This window comes from Azospirillum sp. Sh1, from assembly GCF_008365135.1.
In the GTDB taxonomy this organism is placed as follows: Bacteria; Pseudomonadota; Alphaproteobacteria; order Azospirillales; family Azospirillaceae; genus Azospirillum; species Azospirillum oryzae.
Genome location: NZ_VTTK01000008.1, coordinates 149,205 through 175,809 on the forward strand (window position 1 = coordinate 149,205; position 26,605 = coordinate 175,809).

The 26,605-nt window shown below is 66.9% G+C and carries 28 protein-coding genes; 19 read left to right on the forward strand and 9 right to left on the reverse strand.

Annotated features, from left to right (window positions below; genetic code table 11):
* Positions 1-58: 58 nt before the first annotated feature.
* Positions 59-1,063 carry a LysR family transcriptional regulator gene (locus tag FZ029_RS10875; RefSeq protein ID WP_149269255.1) on the reverse strand — a complete coding sequence of 335 codons (1,005 nt, stop codon included), beginning with the start codon at positions 1,061-1,063 and terminating at the stop codon, positions 59-61.
* A gap of 179 nt (positions 1,064-1,242) precedes the next feature.
* Here FZ029_RS10875 and FZ029_RS10880 point away from each other — a divergent pair, with 179 nt between their 5' ends.
* The 3 genes from FZ029_RS10880 to FZ029_RS10890 all read left to right on the forward strand — a co-directional run bounded on the left by FZ029_RS10880 (position 1,243) and on the right by FZ029_RS10890 (position 3,538).
* A complete protein-coding gene (locus tag FZ029_RS10880) occupies positions 1,243-2,415 on the forward strand; it encodes a mandelate racemase/muconate lactonizing enzyme family protein (protein WP_149269256.1) in 1,173 nt (390 codons plus the stop codon).
* Positions 2,416-2,548: 133 nt separating this feature from the next.
* Positions 2,549-2,728: a hypothetical protein gene (locus tag FZ029_RS32965; protein WP_188051897.1), complete on the forward strand. Its 180-nt coding sequence runs from the start codon at positions 2,549-2,551 to the stop codon at positions 2,726-2,728.
* Positions 2,729-2,983: 255 nt separating this feature from the next.
* Positions 2,984-3,538 carry a carbonic anhydrase gene (locus FZ029_RS10890; RefSeq protein ID WP_149269257.1) on the forward strand — a complete coding sequence of 185 codons (555 nt, stop codon included), beginning with the start codon at positions 2,984-2,986 and terminating at the stop codon, positions 3,536-3,538.
* A 266-nt stretch (positions 3,539-3,804) separates the two neighbouring features.
* Here the strand turns inward: FZ029_RS10890 and nadC are convergent, their stop codons facing one another.
* The 3 genes from nadC to nadA form a co-directional block, all read right to left on the reverse strand.
* The gene (nadC, locus tag FZ029_RS10895) at positions 3,805-4,638 is read right to left on the reverse strand and encodes a carboxylating nicotinate-nucleotide diphosphorylase (protein ID WP_149269258.1); all 834 of its coding nucleotides are present in this window, start codon (positions 4,636-4,638) and stop codon (positions 3,805-3,807) included.
* Positions 4,623-6,284 carry an L-aspartate oxidase gene (locus tag FZ029_RS10900; RefSeq protein WP_149269259.1) on the reverse strand — a complete coding sequence of 554 codons (1,662 nt, stop codon included), beginning with the start codon at positions 6,282-6,284 and terminating at the stop codon, positions 4,623-4,625. The genes nadC and FZ029_RS10900 overlap by 16 nt, the downstream gene beginning before the upstream one ends.
* A gap of 181 nt (positions 6,285-6,465) precedes the next feature.
* Positions 6,466-7,476, reverse strand: coding sequence for a quinolinate synthase NadA (gene nadA, locus FZ029_RS10905; RefSeq protein ID WP_149269330.1), 1,011 nt, complete (start codon positions 7,474-7,476; stop codon positions 6,466-6,468).
* A gap of 170 nt (positions 7,477-7,646) precedes the next feature.
* Here nadA and FZ029_RS10910 point away from each other — a divergent pair, with 170 nt between their 5' ends.
* The 14 genes from FZ029_RS10910 to FZ029_RS10975 all read left to right on the forward strand — a co-directional run bounded on the left by FZ029_RS10910 (position 7,647) and on the right by FZ029_RS10975 (position 20,685).
* The gene (locus FZ029_RS10910) at positions 7,647-7,835 is read left to right on the forward strand and encodes a hypothetical protein (RefSeq protein WP_149269260.1); all 189 of its coding nucleotides are present in this window, start codon (positions 7,647-7,649) and stop codon (positions 7,833-7,835) included.
* A 151-nt stretch (positions 7,836-7,986) separates the two neighbouring features.
* Entirely contained in the window at positions 7,987-8,595 is a 609-nt protein-coding gene (locus FZ029_RS10915; RefSeq protein WP_149269261.1) for a molecular chaperone TorD family protein, read from the forward strand.
* Entirely contained in the window at positions 8,592-8,816 is a 225-nt protein-coding gene (locus FZ029_RS10920) for a hypothetical protein (RefSeq protein ID WP_149269262.1), read from the forward strand. The genes FZ029_RS10915 and FZ029_RS10920 overlap by 4 nt, the downstream gene beginning before the upstream one ends.
* Positions 8,817-8,835: 19 nt before the next feature.
* Positions 8,836-11,748 carry a formate dehydrogenase subunit alpha gene (locus FZ029_RS10925; protein ID WP_149269263.1) on the forward strand — a complete coding sequence of 971 codons (2,913 nt, stop codon included), beginning with the start codon at positions 8,836-8,838 and terminating at the stop codon, positions 11,746-11,748.
* Between the two features lie 22 nt (positions 11,749-11,770).
* The gene (gene fdh3B / locus FZ029_RS10930) at positions 11,771-12,406 is read left to right on the forward strand and encodes a formate dehydrogenase FDH3 subunit beta (RefSeq protein WP_149269264.1); all 636 of its coding nucleotides are present in this window, start codon (positions 11,771-11,773) and stop codon (positions 12,404-12,406) included.
* A 178-nt stretch (positions 12,407-12,584) separates the two neighbouring features.
* Positions 12,585-13,571 (forward strand): formate dehydrogenase subunit gamma, encoded by a 987-nt coding sequence (locus FZ029_RS10935; protein WP_149269265.1) that lies wholly within the window; start codon positions 12,585-12,587, stop codon positions 13,569-13,571.
* 168 nt (positions 13,572-13,739) lie between these two features.
* Positions 13,740-15,260: an aldehyde dehydrogenase gene (adh, locus tag FZ029_RS10940; protein ID WP_149269266.1), complete on the forward strand. Its 1,521-nt coding sequence runs from the start codon at positions 13,740-13,742 to the stop codon at positions 15,258-15,260.
* A gap of 92 nt (positions 15,261-15,352) precedes the next feature.
* Positions 15,353-15,730, forward strand: coding sequence for a DUF779 domain-containing protein (locus FZ029_RS10945; RefSeq protein WP_149198708.1), 378 nt, complete (start codon positions 15,353-15,355; stop codon positions 15,728-15,730).
* Positions 15,731-15,913: 183 nt separating this feature from the next.
* Positions 15,914-17,074, forward strand: coding sequence for a nitric oxide-sensing protein NosP (nosP, locus tag FZ029_RS10950; RefSeq protein ID WP_247892257.1), 1,161 nt, complete (start codon positions 15,914-15,916; stop codon positions 17,072-17,074).
* A 3-nt stretch (positions 17,075-17,077) separates the two neighbouring features.
* Entirely contained in the window at positions 17,078-18,910 is a 1,833-nt protein-coding gene (locus tag FZ029_RS10955) for a NahK/ErcS family hybrid sensor histidine kinase/response regulator (protein WP_149269268.1), read from the forward strand.
* A 42-nt stretch (positions 18,911-18,952) separates the two neighbouring features.
* Positions 18,953-19,672: a Fe-S cluster assembly protein HesB gene (locus tag FZ029_RS10960; RefSeq protein ID WP_149269269.1), complete on the forward strand. Its 720-nt coding sequence runs from the start codon at positions 18,953-18,955 to the stop codon at positions 19,670-19,672.
* 93 nt (positions 19,673-19,765) lie between these two features.
* Positions 19,766-19,999 (forward strand): DUF2281 domain-containing protein, encoded by a 234-nt coding sequence (locus FZ029_RS10965; protein WP_149269270.1) that lies wholly within the window; start codon positions 19,766-19,768, stop codon positions 19,997-19,999.
* Entirely contained in the window at positions 19,996-20,358 is a 363-nt protein-coding gene (locus tag FZ029_RS10970; RefSeq protein WP_149269271.1) for a type II toxin-antitoxin system PemK/MazF family toxin, read from the forward strand. The genes FZ029_RS10965 and FZ029_RS10970 overlap by 4 nt, the downstream gene beginning before the upstream one ends.
* Positions 20,359-20,499: 141 nt before the next feature.
* Entirely contained in the window at positions 20,500-20,685 is a 186-nt protein-coding gene (locus FZ029_RS10975; RefSeq protein ID WP_149269272.1) for a hypothetical protein, read from the forward strand.
* 59 nt (positions 20,686-20,744) lie between these two features.
* On the opposite strand, the gene FZ029_RS10980 is transcribed toward FZ029_RS10975, so the two are convergent.
* Entirely contained in the window at positions 20,745-22,253 is a 1,509-nt protein-coding gene (locus tag FZ029_RS10980; RefSeq protein ID WP_149269273.1) for an acetyl-CoA hydrolase/transferase family protein, read from the reverse strand.
* 348 nt (positions 22,254-22,601) lie between these two features.
* Here FZ029_RS10980 and FZ029_RS10985 point away from each other — a divergent pair, with 348 nt between their 5' ends.
* Complete coding sequence (locus FZ029_RS10985) at positions 22,602-23,342, forward strand: AraC family transcriptional regulator (protein ID WP_149269274.1); 741 nt, start codon at positions 22,602-22,604, stop codon at positions 23,340-23,342.
* Here FZ029_RS10985 and FZ029_RS10990 read toward each other — a convergent pair.
* Entirely contained in the window at positions 23,335-24,033 is a 699-nt protein-coding gene (locus FZ029_RS10990; protein ID WP_149269275.1) for an alpha/beta hydrolase, read from the reverse strand. The two genes, FZ029_RS10985 and FZ029_RS10990, sit on opposite strands and share 8 nt — an antisense overlap.
* 108 nt (positions 24,034-24,141) lie before the next feature.
* Positions 24,142-24,759, reverse strand: coding sequence for a DedA family protein (locus FZ029_RS10995; RefSeq protein ID WP_188051898.1), 618 nt, complete (start codon positions 24,757-24,759; stop codon positions 24,142-24,144).
* Between the two features lie 151 nt (positions 24,760-24,910).
* On the opposite strand from FZ029_RS10995, the gene FZ029_RS11000 reads away from it, so the two are divergent.
* Entirely contained in the window at positions 24,911-25,390 is a 480-nt protein-coding gene (locus tag FZ029_RS11000; RefSeq protein ID WP_109156215.1) for an Lrp/AsnC family transcriptional regulator, read from the forward strand.
* 178 nt (positions 25,391-25,568) lie between these two features.
* Here FZ029_RS11000 and FZ029_RS11005 read toward each other — a convergent pair whose 3' ends face one another.
* Positions 25,569-26,180, reverse strand: coding sequence for a hypothetical protein (locus FZ029_RS11005; protein WP_149269276.1), 612 nt, complete (start codon positions 26,178-26,180; stop codon positions 25,569-25,571).
* A gap of 80 nt (positions 26,181-26,260) precedes the next feature.
* Positions 26,261-26,479, reverse strand: a complete 219-nt coding sequence (locus FZ029_RS11010; protein WP_149269277.1) for a hypothetical protein — start codon at positions 26,477-26,479, stop codon at positions 26,261-26,263.
* Positions 26,480-26,605: the final 126 nt, after the last annotated feature.

The following is a 26,605-nucleotide window of genomic DNA, read 5'->3' on the forward strand; positions in this document are numbered from 1 at the left end:
GCGGTTGGACAGCCTTTGTCGAGAATGTCAACGATCAAAGTGACTTGCGGTCAAACGGTCACAACTCTTTTTCCGTGACCGGTTCCGCTCCGGCAACCGGGGCGGCCACCGATGTGGCTGATTCCGTCGGCGACTCGGCGTTGCGCCACAGGGCGGCTTCGACCGCGAGCGTCCAGAAGCTTTCGGCCGCCTTGCTCTGGCGGGCGCGGGGGCGGACCAGCCGGATCTGCACCGGAACGGTCCAGCGCTCGTCGCCGGCCGGCACCCCGGCGCGCACCAGGGTGCCGCGCGCCATATCCTCGGCGATCAGGCTTTCCGGCAGCCATGCCACCCCGCGCCCGTCGCGCGCCAGCGTGCGCAGCACCGCCGCGAGGTGGGAGGTGAAGACGGTGTCGAGCGCATTGGTCAGCGGCTGCACCGCCCGTACCGCCTCCAGGATGCGGCCCATGCCGGATTCGCGGCTGTAGGACAGGTGCGGCAGCGGCTTGCTCTCCCCATCCGCCAGCAGATGGCGCGGCCGGCCGGCGGCATCGGGGGCGGTCACCGCCAGCAGACGGTCGCCGCCGACCACGACGGAGCGGAATGACTCCGCGTCCAGCCGGCCGGCCGCCGCCGGGTGGGCATGGCAGAGCAGGAACTGCGCCTGGCCGGCCAGCATCAGCCGCTCGCAGGCCTCCATGCTGTCGGACGACAGGGTGATGGCGCCCAACCTCGCCCGCGCCTCCAGCGCCCGCAGCCAGGAGGGGAAGAAGGTCAGCGACAGCGCGTGGGTGGCGGCGAAGCGCAGGGTCGCGGCCTCCGACTGGGCGGCGAGCCGGGCCTCCTCGCGGCCCTGCAGCAGGCGGCGCACGGTCTCGTCGGCGAAGGGGCGGAAGCGGCGCCCGGCCTCCGTCAGCGTCACCGGCTGGGCGCTGCGGTCGAACAGCGGGGTGCCGGCCCAATCCTCCAGCGCGCGGATGCGGCGGCTGAAGGCCGGCTGGGTCAGGTGGCGTGCGTCGGCGGCGCGGGAGAAGTTGCCGCAATCGACCAGCGCCAGGAAATCGTCGAGCCAGGAGAGTTCCATCGCCCAATCTTCGTCACGGAATCTTCGTCGCGGGATTTTCGTTACGTCTGGCGGGCCGGCTTTCCGGCGCCCATGCCGAACCCGCATGATGCGTTCCGACCTTGGCATTGGCCCGGCGGCCCGCCTCATCCCTACAGTGCCGGCATCGAACACGCCACCACGTTGCAAGGGGAACCGCCATGCGCATCGTCGAAATCCGTGAGCAGACCGCCGGCATCAAGTCCGACATCGCCAACGCCTTCATCGATTTCAGCCAGATGACGTGCAGCGTCGTCGCGGTGGTCACCGACGTGGTGCGCGACGGCAAGCCGGTGATCGGCTACGGATTCAATTCGAACGGCCGCTATGCCGCGGGCGGGCTGCTGCGCGAGCGCTTCATTCCCCGGCTGATGTCGGCCGCGCCCGACAGCCTGCTGGACGACAGCGGCGAGAACCTCGACCCGTTCCGCATCTGGGCGCGGTTGATGACCAACGAGAAGCCGGGCGGTCATGGCGAGCGTTCCGTCGCCGTCGGCACCATCGACATGGCGGTGTGGGATGCCGTGGCGAAGATCGCCGGCGTGCCGCTCTACCGCCTGTTGGCCGACCGTTTCCGTGGCGGGGTGGCCGACGACAGCGTCTGGGTCTATGCCGCCGGCGGCTACTACTATCCCGGCAAGGACGTGACGGCGCTTCAGGACGAGATGCGCAGCTACCGCGACCGCGGATACAAGGTCGTGAAGATGAAGATCGGCGGTGCGCCGCTGGCGGAGGATCTGCGCCGCATCGACGCGGTGCTGGAAGTGGTCGGGTCGGGTGAGAACCTGTGCGTCGACGCCAACGGCCGCTTCGACCTCGACACCGCCATAAACTATGCGGAGGCGCTGAAGCCCTACGGCCTGTTCTGGTACGAGGAGGCCGGCGACCCGCTGGACTATGCGCTGCAGGCCGAACTCGCCAACCACTATGACCGCCCGATGGCGACCGGCGAGAACCTGTTCTCCCACCAGGACGCCCGCAACCTGATCCGCCATGGCGGCATGCGGGCCGACCGCGACTGGCTGCAGTTCGACTGTGCGCTGAGCTATGGGCTGGTGGAGTATCTGCGTACGCTCGACATGCTGAAGGACAATGGCTGGTCCAGCCGGCGGGTGGTTCCGCATGGCGGGCACCAGATGTCGCTGAACATCGCCGCCGGCCTGCATCTGGGCGGCAACGAATCCTACCCCGACGTCTTCAAGCCCTTCTGCGGCTTCGCCGACGGTATCGCGGTCGAGGATGGCCGGGTGCGCCTGCCCGACCTGCCGGGCGTCGGATTCGAAGCGAAGTCGGAGCTGTTCGCGACGATGAGCGGGCTGCTGGAAACCCGATAACGCTGCTCAAGCTTACGATCAGAACCTGTTCCATTGGGAGACGGCATCGCGATTGTTCGAATCGGCCATTGACCGAGTGCCGCGCTGCGGCAATCTGTTGGTGGTCGCAACGTTTCAGAAAGGAGGTGATCCAATGTCTCATGGAGCCAGTCCGGTCGTCGCCGCATTGTTCGGTCTCGCCACTCTCCTGACGGCGGGGATCGCCAACGCGGACTGTTCGTCCACCCACAGCGCAAGCGCCTCGCCGCCGCCGGCCTCCAGCACCGTCGGGTCGGCCGGCACGCCGGCGCCCAGCACCACGCGCGGCGGGTGATGGCTGAACGCTGACGACCAGGAACATCCATGCATGGAAACGGGCCGTCCCCAACCGGGGCGGCCCGTTTTCTTTTCCGGTTAAAAATGCAATGAAATCGGGTTGTGGGTCGATCTATCCGAAAAATACCACAGAGGTGAGCGATCGTTGCTTTTCCGCACTGTGGAAGCCCATGTATTGGAATTTTTAATACTTAGCTGCCACCATCGCGCGTGAAACCCCCGATACGGGTTCGGGGCGTGTTGGGAGGGCACAATGGATCATTCGACCGGTCATCACCATGGCTGCTGCCAGGGCGAACACAGCTCGCGCCGCGGGTTCCTGAAGCTGGCGACGCTGGGTGCCGGCGTGACGCTGATGGCGCCGATGATGATGAGCCGCCCGGCCCTGGCCGGCAGCGTCGACACGCTTCTGCTGTCCTGCATGGACTATCGCCTGATGGGCCATGTCGCCAGCTACATGAACGCCCGCAACATGCAGGCGAACTACGACCACGTCATCCTGGCCGGCGCCAGCCTGGGTGCGCTGACCGAGAAGAAGCCCGCCTGGGGCGAGGCGTTCTGGGACCATGTCGCGGTCGCCAAGGAACTGCACCACATCAAGCGCGTGATCGTCATGGATCACCGCGACTGCGGCGCCTACAAGGTCTTCCTGGGCATGGACCTGTCGCCCGATCCGGCCAAGGAGGCCGAGGTGCATGGCCAGTACCTGACCAAGCTGAAGGCGATGGTCAAGGAACGCCACCCGGACCTCGAGGTCGAACTGCTGCTGATGGGCCTCGACGGCAAGGTCGAGAAGCTGGCGGCGTAAGGGGGGAGGAAACCCTTTCGCCGCAACGGCATGCACAGATCGCCAAGTGACGTTATTCATTTGGAATCAAAGAGACTTTGCGTCATCCCCGCGAAGGCGGGGATCCAGGAAACTTCGCAATCAAGCGGCTGAAGCAACTGGATTCCCGCCTTCGCGGGAATGACGGCCGACGAAGTTCTTGAGTCCAGTGCCTTGTTGGTCCGCGAGATCTGTGCATTCCGTAGCCTCTCCCCCCGGGGAGAGGAGTTCCTTTCCAAGTCTCCCCCTCACATATCCAGCCCCAGATCCAAATTCGGGGCGCTGTGGGTCAGCCAGCCGCAGGAGATCATGTCGACGCCGGTTTCCGCGATGGCGCGGACGGTGGCGAGCGTGACGTTGCCCGACGCCTCGGTCAGCAGGCGGCCGTCGACCATCCGCACGGCGCGGCGCAGCGTGTCCGGGTCCATGTTGTCGAGCAGGACGACATCGACCGGCAGGCCCATCAGCTCGTCCAGCTGGTCGAGCGTGTCGACCTCCACCTCCACCTTCACCATGTGGCCGATGGCGGCGCGGACGCGCTCCACCGCCGGGCGCACGCCGCCGGCAACGGCGATGTGGTTGTCCTTGATGAGGACGGCGTCATCCAGCCCGAAACGGTGGTTGAAGCCGCCGCCCAGCTTCACCGCATGCTTTTCCAGAACGCGCAATCCCGGGGTGGTCTTGCGGGTGCAGACGATGCGGGCATTGGTGCCCTCCACCTCGCGCACCAGGGCGCGGGTGGCGGTGGCGATGCCGGACAGCCGGCCCATCAGGTTCAGCGCCGTGCGCTCCGCCGTCAGCAGGGCGCGGGCCTTGCCGGTCAGCGTGGCGATGGTGCCGCCGGGGGGGACGTCTTCGCCGTCGATCCGTTCCAGCGCCACGGCGATGTCGGGATCGAGCAGGCGGAAGGCGATCAGCGCCGCTTCCAGCCCGGCGACGCGGCCGTCCTTGCGGGCGGCGATGCGGGCGGTCGCCACCGCGTCGGCCGGGATGATGCTGTCGGTGGTGATGTCGCCGGCCCGGCCGAGATCCTCCACCAGGGCGGCGCGGACGATGGGCTCGACGGTCAGAGGATGCAGCATGCGGCGTCTCCGGACAGGGGACCGGCGGTGCCGGCCAGATCGCTGAGGGTCAGGGTGCGGGTGGTTGCCCCATCACCATGGATGGGGTTGGGGAGGGGATGGTCGCTGCGGCAATGGGCGCCGCGGCTTTCCTCCCGCGCCAGCGCGGCATGGACGACCAGCCGGCCGACCAGCAGCCGGTTGCGCGCCTCGCCCCACAGGCGGACGATGTCCGGCGGGGCTTTGGCGTCTTCGTGGGCGTCATCCTCCTCGCACCGGAGCATGTCCAGGGCCGCCGCCAACCGGTCGAGCTTGCGCCGGGCGGCCAGCAGTCCCAGCCCGTCGCGCACCAGCCCGGCGCCGTCATAGAGCGCGGTGCGCGCCTCCGCCCCGATGGCGTCGAGCAGGATATGGCTCACATCGGCGGCGACCGCCGGCGGACGGGGCAGGGCGAAGGGCGGCAGCGGCGCCAGGGGGCGCTCCGCCACGTCGCGGGCGACGCGGGCGCCGAAGACAAGCGCCTCCAGCAGGGAATTGCTCGCCAGACGGTTGGCACCATGGACGCCGGTGCAGGCGACCTCGCCGCAGGCCCACAGCCCCTCCAGGCTGGTGCGCCCGTCGGCGTCGGTGACCACGCCGCCCATATGATAGTGGGCGGCCGGCGCCACCGGCATCGGCTCGGCGAAGGGATCCAGCCCATGCTCGGCGCAAAGCGCCAGCACGGTGGGGAAGCCGTCGGGCTTGGCAGCCAGCGCCGGGCGCAGGTCGAGGAACACCGGCTCCCCCGCCGAGACGCGGCGGCCGATGGCGCGGGCGACCACGTCGCGCGGCGCCAGTTCCGCCAGCGGATGCTCGTCGGGCATGAAGCGGTGGCCCTGGCGGTCGAGCAGGACGGCGCCGGCCCCGCGCAGCGCCTCGGTCAGCAGCGGCACCGGGTCGGCGTCGACGGCCAGCGCCGTGGGGTGGAACTGCACGAACTCCAGGTCGGCCAGCCGGGCCCCGGCCCGCGCGGCAATGGCGAGGCCGTCGCCGGTGGCCTCCGCCGGATTGGTGGTGCGGGCGAAGGTGGCGCCGATGCCGCCGGTCGCCAGGATCACGCGGGGCGCGCGGTGCAGCACCCAACCCTCCGGATGGCAGGCCAGCAGGCCGCAGACCCGGCCGTTGCGCAGCACGAGATCGACGGCGAAGGCGTCGGTCTCCACCCGCACCGACGGGGTGGTGCGCAGGCGGTCGGCCAGGGCGGTGACCAGCGTCCGTCCGGTGGCGTCGCCCCCGGCATGGACGATGCGGGCGGCGCCATGGGCGGCCTCGCGGCCCAGCAGCGGCGAGCCGTCGGGCGCGCGGTCGAAGGGCAGGCCGTCGTCGAGCAGGCGGCGGACCAGGGCGGCGCCGTCGCGGGTCAGCAGGGCCGCCATCGCGGCGTCGACCAGCCCGGCCCCGGCGGCGACGGTATCGGCGGCATGGTCCTCCGGCCGGTCGCCGGGACCGACGGCGGCGGCGATTCCGCCCTGGGCGTAGAGGCTGGAGCCGCCGGGCAGGCCGGTGGTCTTGGTGATGAGGGTGACGGCGCGCGGGGCGAGTTGCAGGGCGGCGGTCATCCCGGCAAGACCGGAACCGACGACGATCACCTCGGCATCGCGGACATCGTAAGGCGTGCTGGAGGTCATGGGGGACTCCTGATTCTCCCTCTCCCGCCCCGGGAGAGGGAAGGGGCCCATGCGCAGCATGGGAAGGGTGAGGGGGGAGGTGAGGATCAGGGATCCATGTCCGGATCGCCCCTCACCCTCCCCCCGCCCCCGGCGCGGGTCCCCTCCCTCTCCCGGGGCGGGAGAGGGCGTTTCTACGCGCTCACTTCGGCTTCACCGCCAGCATGCGTTCCACCGAGCGGCGGGCGCGGGCGGCGAGCGCGTCGGGGATCTCGACGCGCGGCTCCAGGGTCTGCAGCGACTCCAGGATGCTCGACAGGGTCACCGTCTTCATGTGCGGGCAGAGGTTGCAGGGGCGCACGAACTCCGTCTCGGGCGAGGCGGCGGCGACGTTGTCGCTCATCGAGCATTCGGTGACCATCAGCACCCGCGGCGGCTTCTCGTTGCCGACGAAATCGATCATGCGGGCGGTGGAGCCGACGAAATCGGCCGCGTCCAGCACGTCGGGCGGGCATTCGGGATGGGCGATCACGGTCAGCCGGTCGAAACGGCGGCGGAACTCCTCGATCTCGGCGCCGGTGAAGCGCTCATGCACCTCGCAATGGCCCTTCCAGGCGATGATCTCGACCTTGGTCTGGGTGGCGACGTATTTCGCCAGATACTCGTCGGGCAGGAAGATCACCCGGTCGACGCCGAGCGATTCCACCACCTCCACCGCGTTGCCGGAGGTGCAGCAGATGTCGACCTCCGCCTTCACCTCGGCCGAGGTGTTGACATAGGCGACCACCGGCACGCCGGGATGCGCCTCGCGCAGGAGCCGGACGTCGGCGGCGGTGATGCTGTCGGCCAGCGAGCAGCCGGCGTTGCGGCTGGGGATCAGCACCGTCTTGGCCGGGTTCAGCAGCTTCGCCGTCTCCGCCATGAAATGCACGCCGGCCAGCACGATGACGTCGGCGTCGGTCTGCGTCGCCTTGGCGGCCAGCGCCAGGCTGTCGCCGACGATGTCGGCCACGCCGTGGAAGATCTCCGGCGTCTGGTAGTTGTGCGCCAGGATGACGGCGTTGCGCTCGCGCTTCAGCTCGTTGATGGCGTGGACCAGCGGCGCGTGGAAGGGCCATTCGATGGCCGGCACGACGCGTTTCATCCGCTCATAGATCGGCGCGGTCGCCGCAGCGACGGCAGGGGTGTAGGCGAGTTCGGCGACCTCGGGCATCATGTGCTCCGCTCTATGCTCGTTCTGAGCAAAACCATATGTGCTCGATCAGAGCATATCAAGCGGAAAAGATCGGACGGAAACAATCGGGCTTTGGCGGCGTTGTGCGTAACGTGGGCGGAGCCGGCAGCGCGGCTTCGTTCCGGTCAGCGCTGTCCGGAGATTTGCCGATGAAAGCCTTCCTTGCCGCGCTCGTCGCCATCCTCGTCCTGGCGGGTGGCGCCTGGGCGGTCCTGCCGACCTTGTTCGCCCGCAGCGCCGACGAGACTTTCGCCTCTGTGGGCGCGCGGGTGGGGGAGGAGGCGTCGGTCGAGCACCGCAACTTCTCCGGCCGACCGCAGACCGACCGCAAGGAATGACCCCTCAGTCGGGAACAAGGCGGGAATAAGGGATGACCTCGGCCGGGTAGCTCCGACCGGGTAAGGCAACCTTTGGTCCTGCCCGGCGTTGTTCCTATTCAGGCCAGCCATGGCCTTCGTTGAGGGTTCCGGAGCGGCTTGCGGGAGTGTGATGACGGTTCATGATCCGGAAAGCGGCGCGGATGGCTTGCGCGCCGACGTCTACCGGCTGCTGGCGCTGACGCTGGCGGCCCCGCCGGGCGCCGACCTGCTGGCGCTGCTGGGCGGCCTTTCCGGCGATGCGACGCCGATCGGCCGCGCCTTCGACGATCTGGCTGCCCGCGCCCGTGCCACCGGCCCCCAAGCGGTGGAGCGCGAGTTCAACGCGCTGTTCATCGGCGTCGTCCAGGGCGAGCTGGTCCCCTACGCCTCCTACTACCGCACGGGTTTCCTGACCGACCGGCCGCTGTCGGCCCTGCGCGCCGACCTTCAGGCGCTGGGGCTGGAGCGCGTGCCCGGCGTGTCGGAGCCGGAGGACCACATCGCCGCCCTGTGCGACGTGATGGCGGTGCTGATCCGCGAGGAGGCCGACCCGGCGGTGCAGCGCCATATGCTGGACAGCCATCTGATGCCCTGGGCCGGGCGCTTCTTCCAGGATCTGGAAGGGGCCGAGACGGCCGGCCTCTACCGCCCGGTCGGCACCATCGGCCGCCTGTTCCTGGAGATCGAACGGGTAGCTCTCAACCGACAGACCGACCAGTTGGAGGAGGCCGACGCATGAAGACGCCGCCAGAACCCCCGCGCAATCCCCCGCCCGGCAATCCGCTGCAGCGCCGCGACATCCTGAAGACGTTGGGCCTGGGTGCGGCCGGCGCCGCCGCGGCCGCCGTGCTGCCGGCCGGCGACGCGGCGCAGGCGATGGAATCGCCGCAGGAGCAACTGAAGACCCGCTATCGCGAAACCGAACACGTCAAGCGCTTCTATGCGCTGAACCGCCTGTAGGGCGATCCGGAGGGAGTCCATGCTGGTCAAACGCAGCTCGGCGAAAACGGCAGGCGCAAAGCGGTCGGGACTGGTCGCGGCATTGGCCGACAGCCTGGAATCGGGTGTCAGCCGCCGCGGCTTCCTGCGCCGCTCCGGCCTTGCCGCGGGCGGCATCGCCGCGGTCGGCGCGCTGCCGGGCGCGATGATCCGCAAGGCGGAGGCCGGTCCCATCCTGCCGAATGTCGAGGTGGTGACGCGCAAGAACGTCTGCACCCACTGCTCGGTCGGCTGCACGGTGATCGCCGAGGTGCAGAACGGCGTCTGGGTCGGGCAGGAGCCGGGCTGGGAAAGCCCGATCAACCAGGGCACCCACTGCGCCAAGGGCGCCTCGGTGCGCGAACTGACCAAGGGCACCCGCCGGGTCAAATACCCGCTGAAGCTGGTGGATGGGGTTTGGCAACGCATCACCTGGGACCAGGCGATCGAGGAGATCGGCAACAAGCTGCTGGAGATCCGGCAGGCGTCCGGTCCCGACGCGGTGTTCTGGCTGGGCTCGGCGAAATTCTCCAACGAGGGGGCCTATCTCTACCGCAAGCTGGCGGCCTTCTGGGGCACCAACAACGTCGATCATCAGGCGCGCATCTGCCATTCCACCACGGTCGCCGGGGTGGCGAACACGTGGGGCTACGGCGCCATGACCAACAGCTACAACGACATCCAGAACTCCAAGGCGCTGCTGATCGTCGGCGGCAACCCGGCGGAGGCGCACCCGGTGTCGATGCAGCACATGCTGCGCGGCAAGGAGCACAACCGCGCGCCCTTCATCGTCATCGACCCGCGCTTCACCCGCACCGCCGCCCACGCCACCGAATATGTCCGCATCCGTCCCGGCACCGACATCCCGATCGCCTGGGGCCTGCTGTGGCACATCTTCGAAAACGGCTGGGAGGACAAGGACTATATCCGCCAGCGCGTCTACGGCATGGACGAGATCCGCGCCGAGGTGAAGAAGTGGACTCCCGAGGAGGTCGAACGGGTGACCGGCGTTCCCGGCGCCCAGCTTCGCCGGGTGGCGGAGGTGATAGCGAAGAACAAGCCCAGCACCGTGATCTGGTGCATGGGCGTCACCCAGCACACGGTGGGCACCGCCAACGTCCGCGCGCTGTCGATCCTGCAACTGGCGCTGGGCAACATCGGCGTGGCCGGCGGCGGCGCCAACATCTATCGCGGCCACTGCAACGTGCAGGGCGCCACCGACTTCGGCCTCGACGTCAGCACGCTGCCCGCCTATTACGGGCTGGCCGAAGGGGCGTGGAAGCATTTCGCCCGCGCCTGGGACGTCGAATACGACTATCTGAAGGGCCGCTTCGCCTCCAAGGAGCTGATGGAGGCCAAGGGCATCCCGACCACGCGCTGGTTCGACGCGGTGCTGGCCAAGCCGGGCGACATCGACCAGCCCAGCCCGTTGCGCGCCATGATGTGCTTCGGCCATGGCGGCAACACCGTCACCCGCATGCCGGAGATGGTGAAGGGGCTGGAGAAGCTGAGCCTGCTGGTCATCGCCGACCCGCACCCGACCACCTTCGCCGCCATCAAGGAGCGGCGCAACGGCACCTACATCCTGCCGGCCTGCAGCCAGTTCGAGACCGACGGGTCGCGCACCTGCTCCAACCGCTCGATGCAGTGGGGGGAAAAGGTGGTGGAGCCGATCTTCGAATCGAAGGACGACTACACCATCATGTACCTGCTGGCGCGCAAGCTGGGCTTCGCCGACCGGATGTTCAAGCACATCACGGTGGAGGACACCCGGCCGGTGCCGGAGGACATCCTGCGCGAGATGAACCGCAGCTGCCTGTCCATCGGCGCCACCGGCCAGTCGCCGGAACGGCTGAAGATGCACATGAAGCATCAGGCCGATTTCGACAAGATCACCATGCGCGCCTCCTCCGGCCCCTGCGCCGGCGACTATTACGGCCTGCCCTGGCCCAGCTGGGGCCATCCGGAGATCAGGCATCCCGGATCGGCGGTGCTGTATGACACTTCCAAGCATGTGATGGACGGCGGCGGCGTCTTCCGCGCCCGCTTCGGGGTGGAGCGCAACGGCGTCTCGCTGCTGGCCGACGGCTCCTATTCGAAGGGGTCGGAGATCGAGGACGGCTATCCCGAATTCACCATGGCCGTGCTGAAGAAGCTGGGCTGGGACAAGGATCTGACGCCCGACGAGATGCGGGTCATCCAGGCCATCGGCGGCGGCGGGGCAGAGGTGGACAATGTCAGCTGGCAGACCGACCTGTCGATGGGCATCATCCGCGTGGCGCTGAAGCATGGCTGCGTGCCGCACGGCAACGCCAAGGCGCGCGCCGTCGCCTGGAACCTGCCCGATCCGGTGCCGATCCATCGCGAGCCGATCTATTCCCCGCGCCCCGATCTGGTGAAGGACTTCCCGGCCATCGAGGACCGGCGCGACTTCCGTCTGGTCCAGCTTGCCCGCTCGCTTCAGTTCAAGGTGGCCGACAGCGACCTGCGCCAGCGCTTCCCCATGATCCTGACCTCCGGCCGGCTGGTCGAGTATGAGGGCGGCGGCGAGGAAACCCGGTCCAACCCCTGGCTGGCCGAACTGCAGCAGTCGATGTTCGCGGAGATCAACACCAGGGACGCCGAAAAACTGGGCATCCGGGACGGCGCCTGGGTCTGGGTCTATGGGCCGGAGGACGGCAGCAAGGCCAAGGTGCGGGCGCTGGTCACCGACCGCGTCGGCGGCGGCACGGTGTTCATGCCCTTCCACTTCTCCGGCTTCTGGCAGGGCGAGTCCTTGCGCGGCAACTACCCGCCCGACACCGACCCCATCGTGCTGGGCGAGCCGGCCAACGGGGTGACGACCTACGGCTACGACCCCGTCACCTTCATGCAGGAAACCAAGGTCACCCTCTGCCGGGTCGAACCGGCATGACGTGCAGGAGCTGAGTAGAACGATGGCCCGGATGAAGTTCCTGTGCGATTCGGAACGCTGCATCGAATGCAACGCCTGCGTCACCGCCTGCAAGAACGAGCATGAGGTGCCCTGGGGCATCAACCGCCGCCGGCTGGTCACGCTGAACGACGGCAAGCCGGGCGAGCGGTCGATCTCCATGGCCTGCATGCATTGCAACGACCCGCCCTGCGCCGCGGTGTGCCCGGTCGACTGCTTCCTGCAGACCGCCGACGGCGTGGTGCTGCACAGCAAGGATCTGTGCATCGGCTGCGGCTATTGTTTCTACGCCTGCCCGTTCGGCGCGCCGCAATACCCGCGCACCACCGACTTCGGCAGCCGCGGCAAGATGGACAAGTGCACCTTCTGCGCCGGCGGTCCCGAACCGGACGGCAGCGTCGAGGAGTACCAGAAATACGGCGCCAACCGGCTGGCCGAGGGCAAGCTGCCGCTCTGCGCGGAGATGTGCTCCACCCGCGCGCTGATGGCCGGCGACGGCGCCATCCTGGCCGACATCTATCAGGAACGGTCGCTGCGGCGCGGCTACGGCTCCGGTGCGCCGGGCTGGTCCACCGCCTATGGGCGGAATGAGCGCGGCTCCCCCTTCACGCCCGGCGCGCCGGGGACGGGAGGGGCGTGAGCGTCGCGCCGGTCGCCCCCTCCCCATCCCTCCCCCGCTCCGCGGGAGAGGGGGCAGGATGCTTGGCAGAGTTTTGCGCGGAGCGGCGGCAGTCCCCTCTCCCGCGTTAGCGGGGGAGGGTTAGGGAGGGGGCGACCGGCGCCCTCCCAGATGAGAGACCATACCGGGAGACCAACCCATGCGCCCCCTCTCCGCCCTGTTGCTGCTGATCGTCCTGCTGGCCGCTCCGACTTTCGCACAAGCGCAACTCACCCAGGTGCCCGGCGCCAACTCCCCCACCACGAAGGAGCAGGTGCCGCTCTACGTCCCGCAGGACGACAAGGTCGTCGGCCGCGTCAGCATCCCGGACGAGAAGCTGGCGGTGCTGGTCCAGCCGGAAGGGCGGGAATGGCGGGAGTGGCGCACCCACACGCTGCGGCTGGCCATCGGCGGGCTGGCCATCGGCATGACGGTGGTGCTGGCGATCTTCTTCCTCTATCGCGGCACGATCCGCATCCATGGCGGCAAGGCGGGGCGGCTGGTGCTGCGCTTCAACGGGCTGGACCGCTTCGCCCATTGGACGACGGCGGTCAGCTTCCTGACCATGGCGCTGACCGGCGTGATCCTGACCTTCGGCCGGCCGCTGCTGATCCCGCTGATCGGCCATCAGGCCTTCACGCCGCTGGCGGAATATTCGAAGTCGATCCACAACTTCGTCAGCGTGCCCTTCGTCGTCGGGCTGCTGATGATCATGGCGTTGTGGCTGCGCGACAATATTCCGGAGAAGGCCGACTGGATTTGGATCAAGTCGGCGGGCGGGCTCTTCTCCAAGGCCGGCCATCATCCGGAAGCCGGGCGCTTCAATGCCGGCCAGAAACTGGTGTTCTGGAGCATCGTGCTGGGCGGTGTCGTGATGGCGGCCACCGGCTATCTGCTGATGGTGCCCTTCGCCTTCACCGGGATCGGCGGGATGCAGACCATCCATGTCATCCACGGGCTGCTGGCGGCGGCGCTGATCGCCGCGGTGATCGGTCACATCTACATCGGCACCATCGGCATGGAAGGCGCCTTCGACGCCATGGGCTCCGGCGAGGTCGACGAGAACTGGGCGATGGAGCACCACCGCCGCTGGTATCAGGAACAGCTGCGCAAGGGCTATGTCGAAGGGCGCCAGCCGGCGGAGTGAGGCTCACCGCAACCACCGTCATTGGGTGGGATGCGAACAATCCCACCCCCGCACCGTCTCCTTCCATAGTACAATTTACCCTTCCCCTCTCAGAGTGGCTGAATGGCCCCGACAAACGCGTTGGACCGGAGACCTGACCGGTTCACCACACTGAGAGGAACGGCCCAAATGCTCCACCAGGCTCTCGAAACGCTCCAGAAGCAGATCGCGCTCCGCCCCCGCTACGACAACTTTATCGGCGGCCAGTGGGTTGCGCCGGTGGACGGCCAATACTTCACCAACCTGACCCCGATTACCGGCAAGCCGCTGTGCGAGGTCGCCCGTTCCCAGGCCGCCGACGTGGAGCTGGCGCTGGACGCCGCCCACAAGGCCAAGGACGCCTGGGGCCGCACCTCGCCGACCGAGCGCTCGAACATCCTGCTGAAGATCGCCGACCGCATGGAAGAGCGGCTGGAGATCATCGCGCTGGCCGAGACGCTGGACAACGGCAAGCCGATCCGCGAGACCCGCGCCGCCGACGTTCCGCTCGCCATCGACCACTTCCGCTACTATGCCGGCTGCATCCGCGCCCAGGAAGGCTCGATCGCCGAGATCGACCACACCACCTACGCCTACCACTTCCATGAGCCGCTGGGCGTCGTCGGCCAGATCATCCCCTGGAACTTCCCGCTGCTGATGGCCGCCTGGAAGCTGGCCCCGGCGCTGGCCGCCGGCAACTGCATCGTGCTGAAGCCGGCCGAGCAGACCCCGATGGCGATCCTGGTCCTGATGGAGATGATCGGCGATCTGCTGCCGCCGGGCGTCATCAACGTCGTCAACGGCTTCGGCATCGAGGCCGGCAAGCCGCTCGCCACCAGCAAGCGCATCTCGAAGATCGCCTTCACCGGCGAGACCTCGACCGGCCGCCTGATCCTGCAGTACGCCTCCGAGAACATCATCCCGTCGACCGTCGAGCTGGGCGGCAAGTCGCCGAACATCTTCTTCGAAGACGTCATGGCCTCGGACGATGAGTTCCTGGACAAGGCGCTGGAAGGCTTCGCGATGTTCGCGCTGAACCAGGGCGAGGTCTGCACCTGCCCGAGCCGCGTCCTCATCCAGAAGTCGATCTACGACCGCTTCATCAAGCTGGCGGTCGAGCGCGTCGCCAAGATCGCACAGGGCCATCCGCTGGACGGCGGCACGATGATCGGCGCCCAGGCGTCGCAGGAGCAGATGGAGAAGATCCTCTCCTACATCGAGATCGGCAAGGCCGAGGGCGCCAAGGTGCTGATCGGCGGCGAGCGCGCCCATCTGGGCGGCGAGTTGGAAGGCGGCTACTACGTCCAGCCGACCATCCTGGAAGGCCACAACAAGATGCGCATCTTCCAGGAGGAGATCTTCGGCCCGGTCGTCGCCGTGACGACCTTCGAGACCGAGGAAGAGGCGCTGGCCATCGCCAACGACAGCGAGTTCGGTCTGGGCGCCGGCGTCTGGACCCGTGACGGCAACCGCGCCTTCCGCATGGGCCGCGGCATCCAGGCCGGCCGCGTGTGGACCAACTGCTACCACCTGTATCCGGCGCACGCCGCCTTCGGTGGTTACAAGAAGTCCGGCATCGGTCGCGAGACGCACAAGATGATGCTCGACCACTACCAGCAGACCAAGAACCTGCTGGTCAGCTACAGCCCGAAAGCGCTCGGCTTCTTCTGAGCCCTGCTCCTCCCTATCGGGCAAACCTGGGCCGGGGGCGCGTCCCCCGGCCTTTTTTCTTTCTCCGCGTGGTTTCGTGATAAAGGACCGCCATGACCGACCGCGTGATCGCCACCCCTGAAGCCATCGCGCTGCTGGACCGCCTTGCCGCGAAGCACGGGCCGCTGATGCTGCATCTGTCGGGCGGCTGCTGCGACGGGTCGGCACCGCTCTGCCTGCCGAAGGGGGAGTTCCGCATGGGCGGGCGCGACCTGTGGATCGGCACGGTCGCCGGCGCGCCCTTCTGCATGTCCGACGACACCTTCCAATGGTGGCGCAACACCCAGGTCATCCTGGACGTTATCCAGGCGCGCGGCGGCGGCTTTTCGATCGAGGCGCCGGACGGCGTCCGCTTCACCGCCAAGGCCCGTCTGTTCACCGACGAGGAATTGGCCGGCTTGCCCGATCCGCAGCCGGCAGAGAGTATCTAGGCCGAGCATCTTCAGGAGCCGCCCCGCATCATGTCCTCCTTCACCGGTCCGCGGATTGGTCTTGCCCGCCGCCATCCCTGGAGTACCCTTGCCGGATCGCATCCGCGCACGGAGAGGGAGGCGCAAGCGGCATCGATGTCCACACGGGAGATCTCCGCAGACGGCCCCTCCACGGACGGCCCGGTGAAACCCGCGTCCGGCGACGGCATGCCGCGCGCCGTGACCCATGCCGAACGCCCCGACGAGGCGGCGAGGGAACTGCGCGCCGGGCTGGGCGAGGCGGCGCTGGAACTGGTGGTGGTGTTCTGCGCGCCCAGCTATGACCGCGACGCCCTGGCCGATGCCCTGGCGCGGGAGTTCGGCATGGTGCCGGTCATCGGCTGCACCACGGCGGGGGAGATCGGGCCCGGCGGCTACACCACCAACGCCCTGGTGGCTGTGGGCTTCCCGAGCGAGGATTTCACCATCGTCACCGCGCTGGTCGACCATGTCGACCGCTTCGAGATCGCCGACAGCACCGCCATCGCGCGCTCGCTGCTGTCGCGCCGCGACCGGGCGATGGCGAGCCGGCCGGTGCCGCTGGGCGAGGATGCCCGCAGCTTCGCCATGCTGCTGATCGACGGCCTGTCGATGAGCGAGGAGACGGTGGTCAGCGCGCTGCACAACGCGCTGATCGACATTCCGCTGTTCGGCGCCTCGGCCGGCGACGACCTGCATTTCGAACGCACCTTCGTCCTGCACGAGGGCGCCTTCCACCCCAATGCCGCGGTGGTGGCGCTGTTCACCACCAACCGGCCCTTCACCGTCTTCCGCACCCAGCATTTCGTCAGTTCCGACCGCAAGATGGTGGTCACCGGCGCCGATCCGCAGCACCGCATCGTCCATGAGATCAATGCCGAGCCGGCGGGCCGCGAATACGCCCGGCTGGTCGGTCTGGAGGGCGAGCCGCTGACCCCGATGATCTTCGCCGCCCATCCCGTCGTCGTGCGGGTCGGCGGCCAGTACCATGTCCGCTCGATCCAGAAGGTGAACGACGACGAGAGCCTGACCTTCTTCTGCGCCATCGACGAGGGCATCGTCCTGACGGTGGCGGAGGGGGTCGATCCGGTCTCCAACTTCGACGGTCTGATCGCGGGCATCGAGGAGGAGGTCGGTGCTCCTGACCTGATCCTCGGCTGCGACTGCATCCTGCGCCGGCTGGAGATGGAACAGCGGCAATTGAACGCCGTCATGTCGGAACGGCTGGCGCGCAACCGGGTTGTCGGATTCTGCGCCTATGGCGAACAGGTGAACGGCATGCACGTCAACCAGACCTTCACGGGCGTCGCCATCGGAGGACGTTGAGCCATGGCCGGCATCCAAACCCGCAACTGGACCCTCGACCCCGCCGACCGCATCGCCGAGCTGGAGCGCGAGAACGCCAAGCTCCAGCGCATCAACAAGGTGCTGATGGACCGCGTCGAGCGGTCGATGGATTTCCAGGGCGGCGCCTTCTCGCTGTTCCAGACCGCCATCGTGCTGGAGCAGAAGATCCGCGAGCGCACGCTGGAGCTGGAACGCGCCCTGCACAAGCTGGAGGACAGCAACCGCGACCTCGCCCGCGCCAAGGAGCTGGCGGACACCATGCGCACCCGCCTGTTCGAGGCGATCGAGTCGGTGAACGAGGGGTTCGCCCTGTTCGACTCCGCCGACCGGCTGGTGCTGTGCAACCGCAAATATTTGTCCTACTGGCCGTCGGTGGCGGGCCGCATCCAGGCCGGCATCCGCTTCAACGATCTGGTGGCGATGGTCGCCGCCGCCGGCGCGGTCAGCGAGCCGCCGCCGGACGTCTGGCTGCGCGAACGGATGGAGCACCGCCACGACCTGAAGGGCGTCTTCCTGAACCGGCTGTCCGACGGCCGCTGGATCCAGGTGAACGAGCGGCGCACCCGCGACGGCGGCATCGTCGGCGTCTACACCGACATCACCGTCATCAAGCATGAGGAGGAGCGTCGGCGTGAATCCGAACAGGCGGAGAAATCCGCGCTGATGATGCTGAACGACCAGCTTCAGCAGGCGAAGTCACAAGCCGATCAGGCCAACCTGTCGAAGACCCGCTTCATCGCCGCCGCCAGCCACGACCTGTTGCAGCCGCTGAACGCCGCCCGCCTGTTCGTCTCGGCGCTGGCCGACCTGGAACAGCCGCCCGCCAATGCGGAGCTGGTGGACAACATCGACTTGGCTCTGGCGTCGGTGGAGGATCTGCTGTCGGCGCTGCTGGACATCTCCAAGCTCGACGCCGGGGCGGTGACGCCGGAGGTCAGCGATTTCCCGCTGCGCGGCATCCTGGCGCCGCTCGCCACCGAATATGCCGCGGTGGCGGCGGAGCGCGGCATCGACCTGAAGGTGGTGGGATCGGGCGCGGTGGTGCGCAGCGACATGCGGCTGCTGCGCCGGATCGTGCAGAACTTCCTGTCCAACGCGCTGCGCTATGTCCAGGGCGGCCGGGTGGTGGTCGGCTGCCGCCGGACCGGCGACGGCATCCGCATCGAGGTGTGGGACAACGGCCCCGGCATCCCGCGCGACAAGATCACCGAGATCTTCCAGGAGTTCCGCCGACTCGATACCCCCGTCACCAAGGGACGCGACCGCGGCATGGGGCTTGGCCTCGCCATCGTCGACCGCGTCGCCCGCATGCTGGGCCACCCGATCACCGTGCGGTCGGAGCCGGGCCGGGGTTCGGTCTTCGCCGTCACCGTGCCGCGCGGGACGGAGAGGCGCGCCGTGCGTCCGGCCAACGTCGCCGCCCGGCCGATGACCAACCGGCTGGCCGGAACCTCGGTGCTGGTGCTGGACAACGAGCCGGCGGTGGTGGCGGGGATGGAGGCGCTGCTGCGCGGCTGGGCCTGCGACGTGGTGTCGGCCACCAACGGCGACGAGGCGCTGGCCCTGCTGTCCGGCATGCCGCAGCCGCCGGACCTGCTGATCGCCGACTATCACCTCGACGACGGGGCGCTGGGCGTCAACGAGGTGGCGCGGCTGCGCGCCGCCTGCGGCCGCATCCTGCCCGCCGTGATCGTTACCGCCAACCGCACGCCGGAACTGGCGGACGAGGCCAAGGCGGCCGGCTGTCTGGTGCTGAACAAGCCGGTGAAGCCGGCGCAGCTGCGCGCGGTGATGTCGGGGCTGGTGGGGGTGTGATTTACCAGTAACGCCTTACCGGTTCGGCTGTTGTCGGTTCTTATGACCGACCCCGCTGCGTTGCGCGACAAGGCGCTAGAGATCCACCGGCTGCTGTGCACCGTTTACAGCTGCCCGGTCGCCTATTTCCACAGCCTCGACCCGCTGAGCGAGCTGGTATCGTCGCTGCTGTCGCACCGCACCCGGAATGCGGCCTCCGGCGCCGCCTTCAAGGCGTTGCGGCGACGCTGGCCGGATTGGGAGTCGGTGCGCGACGCCCCGGTCGCGGAGGTGGAGGCGACCATCGCCGGCGTCACCTGGCCGGAGCAGAAGGCGCCGCGCCTCCAGGCCATCCTGCGCCGCATCACCGAGCGGGTGGGCAGCCTGTCGCTCGACCTGCTGTCCGGCATGACCGTGCCGGAAGCCCGCGCGTGGTTGGAGGAACTGCCGGGTGTCGGGCCGAAGACCAGCGCGGCGGTGCTGAGCTTCTCCACCCTGCGGCAGGCGGCCTTGCCGGTGGACAGCCATCACCACCGGGTCGCCGTGCGCACCGGCCTGATTCCCGCCAGCCTCGCCGTCGGACCCTCGCACGCCGTGCTGTCGGCGCAGTTGCCCGAGGGGTGGGACGCCCAGCAGGTCTACGACAACCACGAGGTCATGATGCTGCACGGCCAGCGCTGCTGTTACCATCAGGCGCCGGCCTGCGACCGCTGCGTGCTGCTGCGCCTGTGCCCGACCGGACAGGCTCTGCGGCCGTCGGAGGATGAGCGGGAGAGGGCGTGAGGGTGGGACGGCCGGGCGGTGAGGATGCCGGATTGACCTGATCCTGCTATAATGTACCGTCGTCAGGTACATGTTGCCGAAAGAGAGGTCGCCATGGGCTATGCTGAGCTGATCAAGAAGCTGCAGGCTTTGCCCGAAGACAAGCAGGCCGAAGTTTTTGATTTCGTCGAATTCCTGGCTGCCCGCTTCGCTGCTTCCAAGGATGCAGGAAGGGACGAGTGGTCCGGTAATCAATTCGCAGAGTTCAGCATGGAACAGGCGATGCGGGGGATGGAGGATGACCCCGTTACCTACAGCCGTGGCGATCTGCGGGAAGTCTGGCGATGAAACAGGCTGGTCAGATTGCGTTGGTGCCGTTCCCGTTCACGGATCTGAACGGGAGCAAGCTGCGGCCGGTATTGCTGATCCGACAGGCATCGTCCCAGTTCGATGATTGGCTTGTCTGTATGGTTTCATCACAGGTCCGGCAAGCTGAACCCGATCTTGATGAAATTCTCACTCCCGAAGATCCCGATTTCAATGACACAGGCCTGAAGGTTACCAGCGTAATGCGGTTGGGTCGGCTCGCAGTTATCGATGGAGCGCTGTTGAGCGGTCGGATTGGGGAGATTGGCACTGAGCGATTGGTTCGCCTACGCCAGCGACTGGCCGCATGGTTGACCGATGCGCCGAAATCTCCAGACTGATGGCGCTTCATTCCATTCGTTTTGTGCATTGCAACACGCAGCCATTCCCAGAATGCAGGGCCAATCACCGACTGCCGAGCGCATATAAGATCGTAAGAGCGACGAAGACGCCGCTCCGATCTTTATAAGACGAGGCCTGAGGTGATACACAAGATTCTGGACGCGATCGATGCCATCGTCGCGGAAAAACGTCAGAACGGTCAGCTTGAGGATTGGCTCAAGAGCGGTGCCGCTAAGCGTTTCTGCGAGAAGATTGCGTCCGAGCGCAAGCACTATTATCCAGCATTGCTTCTCTACTTGGAGCGCAATGGCGGACAGCATGTCTGACCGGTACAAGTAACGGGAACGGGCCGCGGCACTCCGCGGCCCGCCCGTTTTTGAGGGGCCTATTCGGCGGCCAGCGGCTTCGGCATCATGCTGCCGGTCTGCTGGAAGCGGGTGTGCCAGGCGAAGGCCTCCTCCAGCAGGTGCGGGGTGTGGCCGCCACGCTGGAGCGCCCGGCGCTGATAGTCCGTCGCCAACTCGCGATAGCTGGGATGGACGCAGTTGCGGATGATGGTCTCCGCCCGCTCGCGCGGGGCCAGACCGCGCAGGTCGGCCAGCCCGACCTCCGTCACCAGAACGTCGACGTCATGTTCATTGTGGTCGACGTGGCTGACCATCGGCACGACGCTGGAGATGGCACCGCCCTTGGCCAGCGACTTGGTGACGAAGATGGCGAGGTGGCTGTTGCGGGCGAAGTCGCCGGAGCCGCCGATGCCGTTCATCATCTGCGTGCCGTTGACATGGGTGGAATTGACGTTGCCGTAGATGTCGCACTCCAGCGCCGTGTTGATGCCGATGACGCCAAGGCGGCGGATCACCTCCGGATGGTTGGAGATCTCCTGCGGACGCAGCAGCAGCCGGCCCTTGTAGGAGCCGATCTTCGGCAGCACTTCGGCGTACTTCCCGGCGCTGAGCGTGATCGAGGAGCCGGACGCGAAGTTCAGCTTGCCGGCGTCGAACAGCTCGAAGGTGCTGTCCTGCAGGACCTCGCTGTACATGGTGAGGTCGTGGAACGGCCCGTCGATCAGCCCGTGCAGCACCGCGTTGGCGATGGTGCCGATGCCGGCCTGCAGCGGCGCCAGCGAGCGGCCCATCCGGCCCTGGCGAACTTCGCGGCCCAGGAACTCGATCAAGTGGCCGGCGATGGCGTTGGTCTCGTCGTCGGGCGGCAGGATGCTGGCGGAGCTGTCCTGCTTGCGCGTCACCACGATGGCCGCGATCCGTGACGGGTCGATCGGGATATAGGGCAGGCCGGCGCGGCTTTCCGCCGTCACCACCGGGATCGGCTCGCGGAAGGGGCGGCGGGTCGGGATGTAGACGTCGTGCATCCCCTCCAGATCCAGCGGCTGGGTCAGGTTCAGCTCGATGATGATCTTCTCGGCCAGGATGGCGAAGGTCGCCGAGTTGCCGATGGAGGTTGTCGGCACGATCCCGCCATTCTCGGTGATGGCGCAGGCCTCGATCACCGCGACATCGACCGGCCCCATCTGGCGCGAGCGCAGCAGCTCCACCGTTTCAGACAGGTGCTGGTCGACGAACATCACCTCGCCGCGGTTGATCGCCTTGCGCAGGACGGGGTCGGCCTGGAAGGGCAGGCGGCGCGACAGCACTCCCGCCTCCGTCAGGATGCGGTCCACGTCGTTGCCCAGCGAGGCGCCGGTCATCAGCGTGATCTTCAGCTTTTCCGAGGCGGCGCGCTCGGCCAGCGCCAGCGGAACCGCCTTGGCGTCGCCGGCGCGGGTGAAGCCGCTCATGCCCACGGTCATGCCGTCCTTGATGAGGAAGGCGGCCTCTTCCGCCGGAACCACCTTGCCCCACAGGGATTTCAGGCGGATGCGATCTCGGTACATCGGGCGTTCCTTTTATGAATGCTTTTTGGCGAATGGCGAACGATCCGTGCCTTGGCGGCCGTATTTCTTGTTTGAAAATACTCATAAGGAGGCGCTGTCCGGCGCCGCAATTGTTCGTCCGGAATATCAGGAAACGCTCAAGTGAATGGGTGGGCGAATATCGGATGATCGGTGCGCATTGCGGACGTTGACTTGGAAATGCGCCGGGGTGATTTGCTGAAACTCAGTTTCGCCTTCTGGTATTTGTGGGTGTCGGCCGGTCCCGCGCTTGTGCGCAGCTGTGTCTGTACGCGCCGGGGATGAGGGCGTAGCATCGGCCGGTCGATCCAACCGCAGGAGTCCGCCGGCGTGGCGTCCCCGCATCGGCCGACCGTCAGCACCCGCAGTTACGACGGGCATGAACGGCGGCACGCCCATGACCATCACCAGATCGTGCTGCCGGTCGCCGGGACCCTCGACATGCAGGTCGGCGGGGCTTGCGGCCGGGTGGGGGACGGGCGCGGGGTGCTGGTGGCCGACGGCGTGCCGCACAGCTTCCGCAGCGGCGGAATCAACCGCTTCGTCGTGCTGGACGTGCCGGCCGCCGGGTTGGTGCCGGAGGCGGCGGTGCGCGCCTGCGACGCCTTCTTCACCATCGACGGCGCGCTGGAGGGGCTGGTGCGTTACTTGGCTGCGGAGGCGGCCGACCAGCCGCTCGACCCGGTGCTGGCCCATCATTCGGCGGGGCTGCTGCTGCGCGCCCTGGAAGCCCGGCAACCGTCGCCGCCGCTGTCGGACGACCCCATCGACCGCGCCCTGGCCCTGATGGCGGAGCGCTGCACCGAGCCGCTGACGGTGGCGGAGTTGGCCGAGGCGGCCGGTCTGGCGCCCAGCCGGTTCCATGAACGCTTCCGCGCGCGGACCGGCAGCACCCCCGCCGCCATGCTGGCGGAGCTGCGGCTGGACCGGGCGGAGGCATTGCTGCGGGAGGGCAGGCTGCCGCTGGCCGAAGTGGCGTTGGCGGTGGGCTTTTCCGACCAGAGCGCCTTGACCCGCAGCCTGCGCCGCCGCCGCGGCACCACGCCGGGGGCGGTGCGGAAGTCTAGATAGAGCGGGCCGCCTCGACGATCACCGCCGCCACCGCATCCGGGCGCGACAGGTGGGGAGCATGGCCGCTGTCGACCTCCACCGTCCGGGCGCCGATGCGCGACGCGGTGGCGCGCAGGAAGTCGGGCGGCAGCATGCGGTCGTTGGTGGCGACGACATACCAGGCGGGCTTGGTCTTCCAGGCGGCGGCGCTCACCTTCGTCGCGAAGCAGGCCGCCGCCACCGGCCCCTGGGTGGCGGTCAGCAGGGCGGCCTCCTCCGCCGGCAAATCCTGGGCGAAGTTGCGGGCCATGCCCTCCGGTTTCAGGGTCAGGAAACGGTCCTTGTCCACCGAGACGCCCGACAGGCCGGCCGAGGGCGGGAAGGGCTTCAGCGTGTCGTTCGGCGACTGCCCGGCGTCGGGAGCGAAGGCGGCGATGTAGACCAGCGACTTCACCCGCTCCTGGTCGCCGATCTGGGTGATGACGGCGCCGCCCCAGGAATGGCCGACCAGCACCACCGGCCCCTTGGTCCGGTCGATGGCGCGCTGGACATGGGCGACATCGTCGTCGAGCGAGACCAGCGGGTTCTGCACCGCCACCACCGCGAACCCTTCCGCCTGCAGTCGGGGAATCACCCGGCCCCAGGAGGAGCCGTCGGCGAAGGCGCCATGGACGAGGATGATGGTGGGGTTGGAACTCTCGGTGGAACTCATGGACGTGGCTCCCGCTGGCGGTCGGATCGGCCAGTCAGAGCATGGCGGCACCGCGGCGGTCCAGCCGGGGCGGGGAGGTTTTTCTCAGGGTGGAAAAAGGTTTGCCGGTTATTCCGCCGGCTGCTGGCTCGTCCGCCTGCCGAAAGTCGCGATGCGGTAGACGTACCAGAGGGCGATCCCGGCGGCGACGATGTTGGAGATCGGGTTCAGCCAGCCGGCGACCTGCTGATAGCGGTCCTCCAGCAGATAGCCGGCACTGGCGAGAAAGGTCGTCCAGATCGCCGTGCCGACCGTGGTGTAGAGCAGGAAGGGGGCCAGCGCCATCTCCGACACCCCGGCGGGGATGGAGATCAGCGTGCGCACCGCCGGGATCATCCGGCCGATCAGCACCGAGCGGCCGCCATGCTCGCGGAAGCGGACGGCGGCCTGATCGACCTCCTCCGGCGCGATGGTCAGCCAGCGGCCATGGCGCCCGGCCCAGCGCTTCAGCCGGCGGCAGCCGACCCAGCGGCCGATCAGGTACCAGAACAGCGCCCCCAGCACGGCGCCGCCCGTGCCCGAGACGATGACCATCACCAGCCCCAGGTCGCCGCGCGCGGCGGTGAAGCCGGCCAGCGGCAGGATCAGCTCCGATGGGATGGGCGGAAACAGGTTCTCCGCGAACATCAGCAGAGCGACGCCGACATAGCCGGTGTGCTCCACCATACCGACGATCCAATCGAACAAATCCGTTCTCCCACGCTTGGCGCCCGTTCCCACCGTCGGACCAACACCGGGAAGGGTGGATTGGTTGCATGGAGGGGCTCGCACCGGCCGCCGGCTCTGCTTATGTTTGCAGGTGTAACGATTGAATGGGCGGAGGAGGGGGAAGGCGCAGATGGCGGCGATCAAGCTCGACCGGCATGAGAAGGGCATCCTGGCGGCCCTGCAGGAGAACGCCCGCCTGACCATGCAGGAGCTGGGCGACACCGTCGGCCTGTCGGCCTCGCCCTGCTGGCGCCGGGTGCGGTCGATGGAGGACATCGGCGTCATCCGCCGCTACACGGTGCAGCTCGACCCGCGCAAGCTGGGGCTGGGCGAGTGCGTCTTCGCCCATGTCACGCTGGAACGCCACAAGGAGAATGCGGTCGAACAGTTCGAGACCGCCATCGCCGACATGCCGGAGGTGCTGGAATGCTTCGCCGTCACCGGCGACGCCGATTACCTGCTGCGCATCGTCGTGCCGACGACGGAGGATTACGGCCGCTTCCTCAGCGAACGCATCTTCTCCATCCCCGCGGTGTCGCACGTCAAATCGAGCGTCACCCTGAAGGAGGTCAAGTTCGAGACCCGGCTACCGCTCGACCATCTGGAATGAGCGGATAAAGAAAATTCAGAAAATGTCAGGATATATTTCTATTCGACCAAATTAGTTCGAGGGTTAATCCTTGTTACCTATTTTCTAAAAATAGGAAGCGCGGCGTTTTCTTGTTAGTTACGCCGCGCCAAAAGTGACGTGATTTTAATTTGCTCTCTGGTTTGGGTGATCGCAAAAACTACAGATCGCTATTAATGAGCTTTGCCACGAAATCAATATACTTAGGATCGAAAGCTGTTTTAATAATGACTCTCGGGATGCGAAAATCTTCTGCGATTTTAGCATCGCTAACCGTTCCTGCTTGGCGCTTCTTAGATACAATCATGCGGTCTTCAATCGGGCATAGCAATTCAAGCGCTGCAAGCGCTGCCAAGCGCTCCGATGCGAAGGCGGGGAAAGCCGCAAAAACCTCACGAGACGTTTCCGGAAGCAGCAAATGGTCAACAAGTTTAAGTAGCTCATTTGGAGAGGACACGCGGTTATTCATGTCATCCAATAAGGCATGGCACATTTCTTTGCAGACCACAAAACGCGACCAGCAATAGTTAAGCTGGCTGGAGTATTGCACGTCTACGCAAGTGCCTGCACTATACACCCCCATAGCCCCTTCGTACCGAAGATAGCGCCCGATTATGGGATTGTCAGGCTCTTCAAATTTTATAAAGCTAATTTTGTCGATGTTACAGATCTGAGTAATAGAGTCCCGAATTGGTTGGATATGATAGGGTAGGGTGTTCGCTACGTGGCTTTTTCTGACCAATTGGCGGATGCTGCGAATCTTACTAAACACTTAACATTGCTCCCGTAAGAATCAATTAAGGCGGGAGAAACTCCCGCCTTAACTTTCTACTACGGACCTACTAACGCAGGTCAAGCATAAAGGAGTTCGGACGGTTGGCAGGCGACATCCTCCCAGGCGTCATGACGTACACAGCGACCAGCATCGATGGCAGCGTCAATTCGGTTGAGCGCGCCAAAAAAATCCTCGCGAGAAAGCGTATCGCCTTCACAGACCATGAACTTCATGTCCACTAGTCCGCTGGCACATGCCTTCTCAAAGCGGGTTATGAACTGCTGTTCTTCGGTCATTGTCGAACCCCTTTATGATTAAGAAACGAAACATAAGCAACGTAAGGATGCCCTATCCTCACGCTCTTACGCTCAATAGCGCAGGCTTGGCTGTAAGTGATTCACAGAGCAACAGATATCATGTCA

What these genes read in the sequence shown, in the direction of transcription:
- FZ029_RS10875 (WP_149269255.1), bottom strand. Translation starts at nt 1,063, where the DNA reads ATGGAACTCTCCTGGCTCGACGATTTCCTGGCGCTGGTCGATTGCGGC.
- FZ029_RS10880 (WP_149269256.1), top strand. Translation starts at nt 1,243, where the DNA reads ATGCGCATCGTCGAAATCCGTGAGCAGACCGCCGGCATCAAGTCCGAC.
- FZ029_RS32965 (WP_188051897.1), top strand. Translation starts at nt 2,549, where the DNA reads ATGTCTCATGGAGCCAGTCCGGTCGTCGCCGCATTGTTCGGTCTCGCC.
- FZ029_RS10890 (WP_149269257.1), top strand. Translation starts at nt 2,984, where the DNA reads ATGGATCATTCGACCGGTCATCACCATGGCTGCTGCCAGGGCGAACAC.
- nadC (WP_149269258.1), bottom strand. Translation starts at nt 4,638, where the DNA reads ATGCTGCATCCTCTGACCGTCGAGCCCATCGTCCGCGCCGCCCTGGTG.
- FZ029_RS10900 (WP_149269259.1), bottom strand. Translation starts at nt 6,284, where the DNA reads ATGACCTCCAGCACGCCTTACGATGTCCGCGATGCCGAGGTGATCGTC.
- nadA (WP_149269330.1), bottom strand. Translation starts at nt 7,476, where the DNA reads ATGCCCGAGGTCGCCGAACTCGCCTACACCCCTGCCGTCGCTGCGGCG.
- FZ029_RS10910 (WP_149269260.1), top strand. Translation starts at nt 7,647, where the DNA reads ATGAAAGCCTTCCTTGCCGCGCTCGTCGCCATCCTCGTCCTGGCGGGT.
- FZ029_RS10915 (WP_149269261.1), top strand. Translation starts at nt 7,987, where the DNA reads ATGACGGTTCATGATCCGGAAAGCGGCGCGGATGGCTTGCGCGCCGAC.
- FZ029_RS10920 (WP_149269262.1), top strand. Translation starts at nt 8,592, where the DNA reads ATGAAGACGCCGCCAGAACCCCCGCGCAATCCCCCGCCCGGCAATCCG.
- FZ029_RS10925 (WP_149269263.1), top strand. Translation starts at nt 8,836, where the DNA reads ATGCTGGTCAAACGCAGCTCGGCGAAAACGGCAGGCGCAAAGCGGTCG.
- fdh3B (WP_149269264.1), top strand. Translation starts at nt 11,771, where the DNA reads ATGGCCCGGATGAAGTTCCTGTGCGATTCGGAACGCTGCATCGAATGC.
- FZ029_RS10935 (WP_149269265.1), top strand. Translation starts at nt 12,585, where the DNA reads ATGCGCCCCCTCTCCGCCCTGTTGCTGCTGATCGTCCTGCTGGCCGCT.
- adh (WP_149269266.1), top strand. Translation starts at nt 13,740, where the DNA reads ATGCTCCACCAGGCTCTCGAAACGCTCCAGAAGCAGATCGCGCTCCGC.
- FZ029_RS10945 (WP_149198708.1), top strand. Translation starts at nt 15,353, where the DNA reads ATGACCGACCGCGTGATCGCCACCCCTGAAGCCATCGCGCTGCTGGAC.
- FZ029_RS10955 (WP_149269268.1), top strand. Translation starts at nt 17,078, where the DNA reads ATGGCCGGCATCCAAACCCGCAACTGGACCCTCGACCCCGCCGACCGC.
- FZ029_RS10960 (WP_149269269.1), top strand. Translation starts at nt 18,953, where the DNA reads ATGACCGACCCCGCTGCGTTGCGCGACAAGGCGCTAGAGATCCACCGG.
- FZ029_RS10965 (WP_149269270.1), top strand. Translation starts at nt 19,766, where the DNA reads ATGGGCTATGCTGAGCTGATCAAGAAGCTGCAGGCTTTGCCCGAAGAC.
- FZ029_RS10970 (WP_149269271.1), top strand. Translation starts at nt 19,996, where the DNA reads ATGAAACAGGCTGGTCAGATTGCGTTGGTGCCGTTCCCGTTCACGGAT.
- FZ029_RS10980 (WP_149269273.1), bottom strand. Translation starts at nt 22,253, where the DNA reads ATGTACCGAGATCGCATCCGCCTGAAATCCCTGTGGGGCAAGGTGGTT.
- FZ029_RS10990 (WP_149269275.1), bottom strand. Translation starts at nt 24,033, where the DNA reads ATGAGTTCCACCGAGAGTTCCAACCCCACCATCATCCTCGTCCATGGC.
- FZ029_RS11000 (WP_109156215.1), top strand. Translation starts at nt 24,911, where the DNA reads ATGGCGGCGATCAAGCTCGACCGGCATGAGAAGGGCATCCTGGCGGCC.
- FZ029_RS11010 (WP_149269277.1), bottom strand. Translation starts at nt 26,479, where the DNA reads ATGACCGAAGAACAGCAGTTCATAACCCGCTTTGAGAAGGCATGTGCC.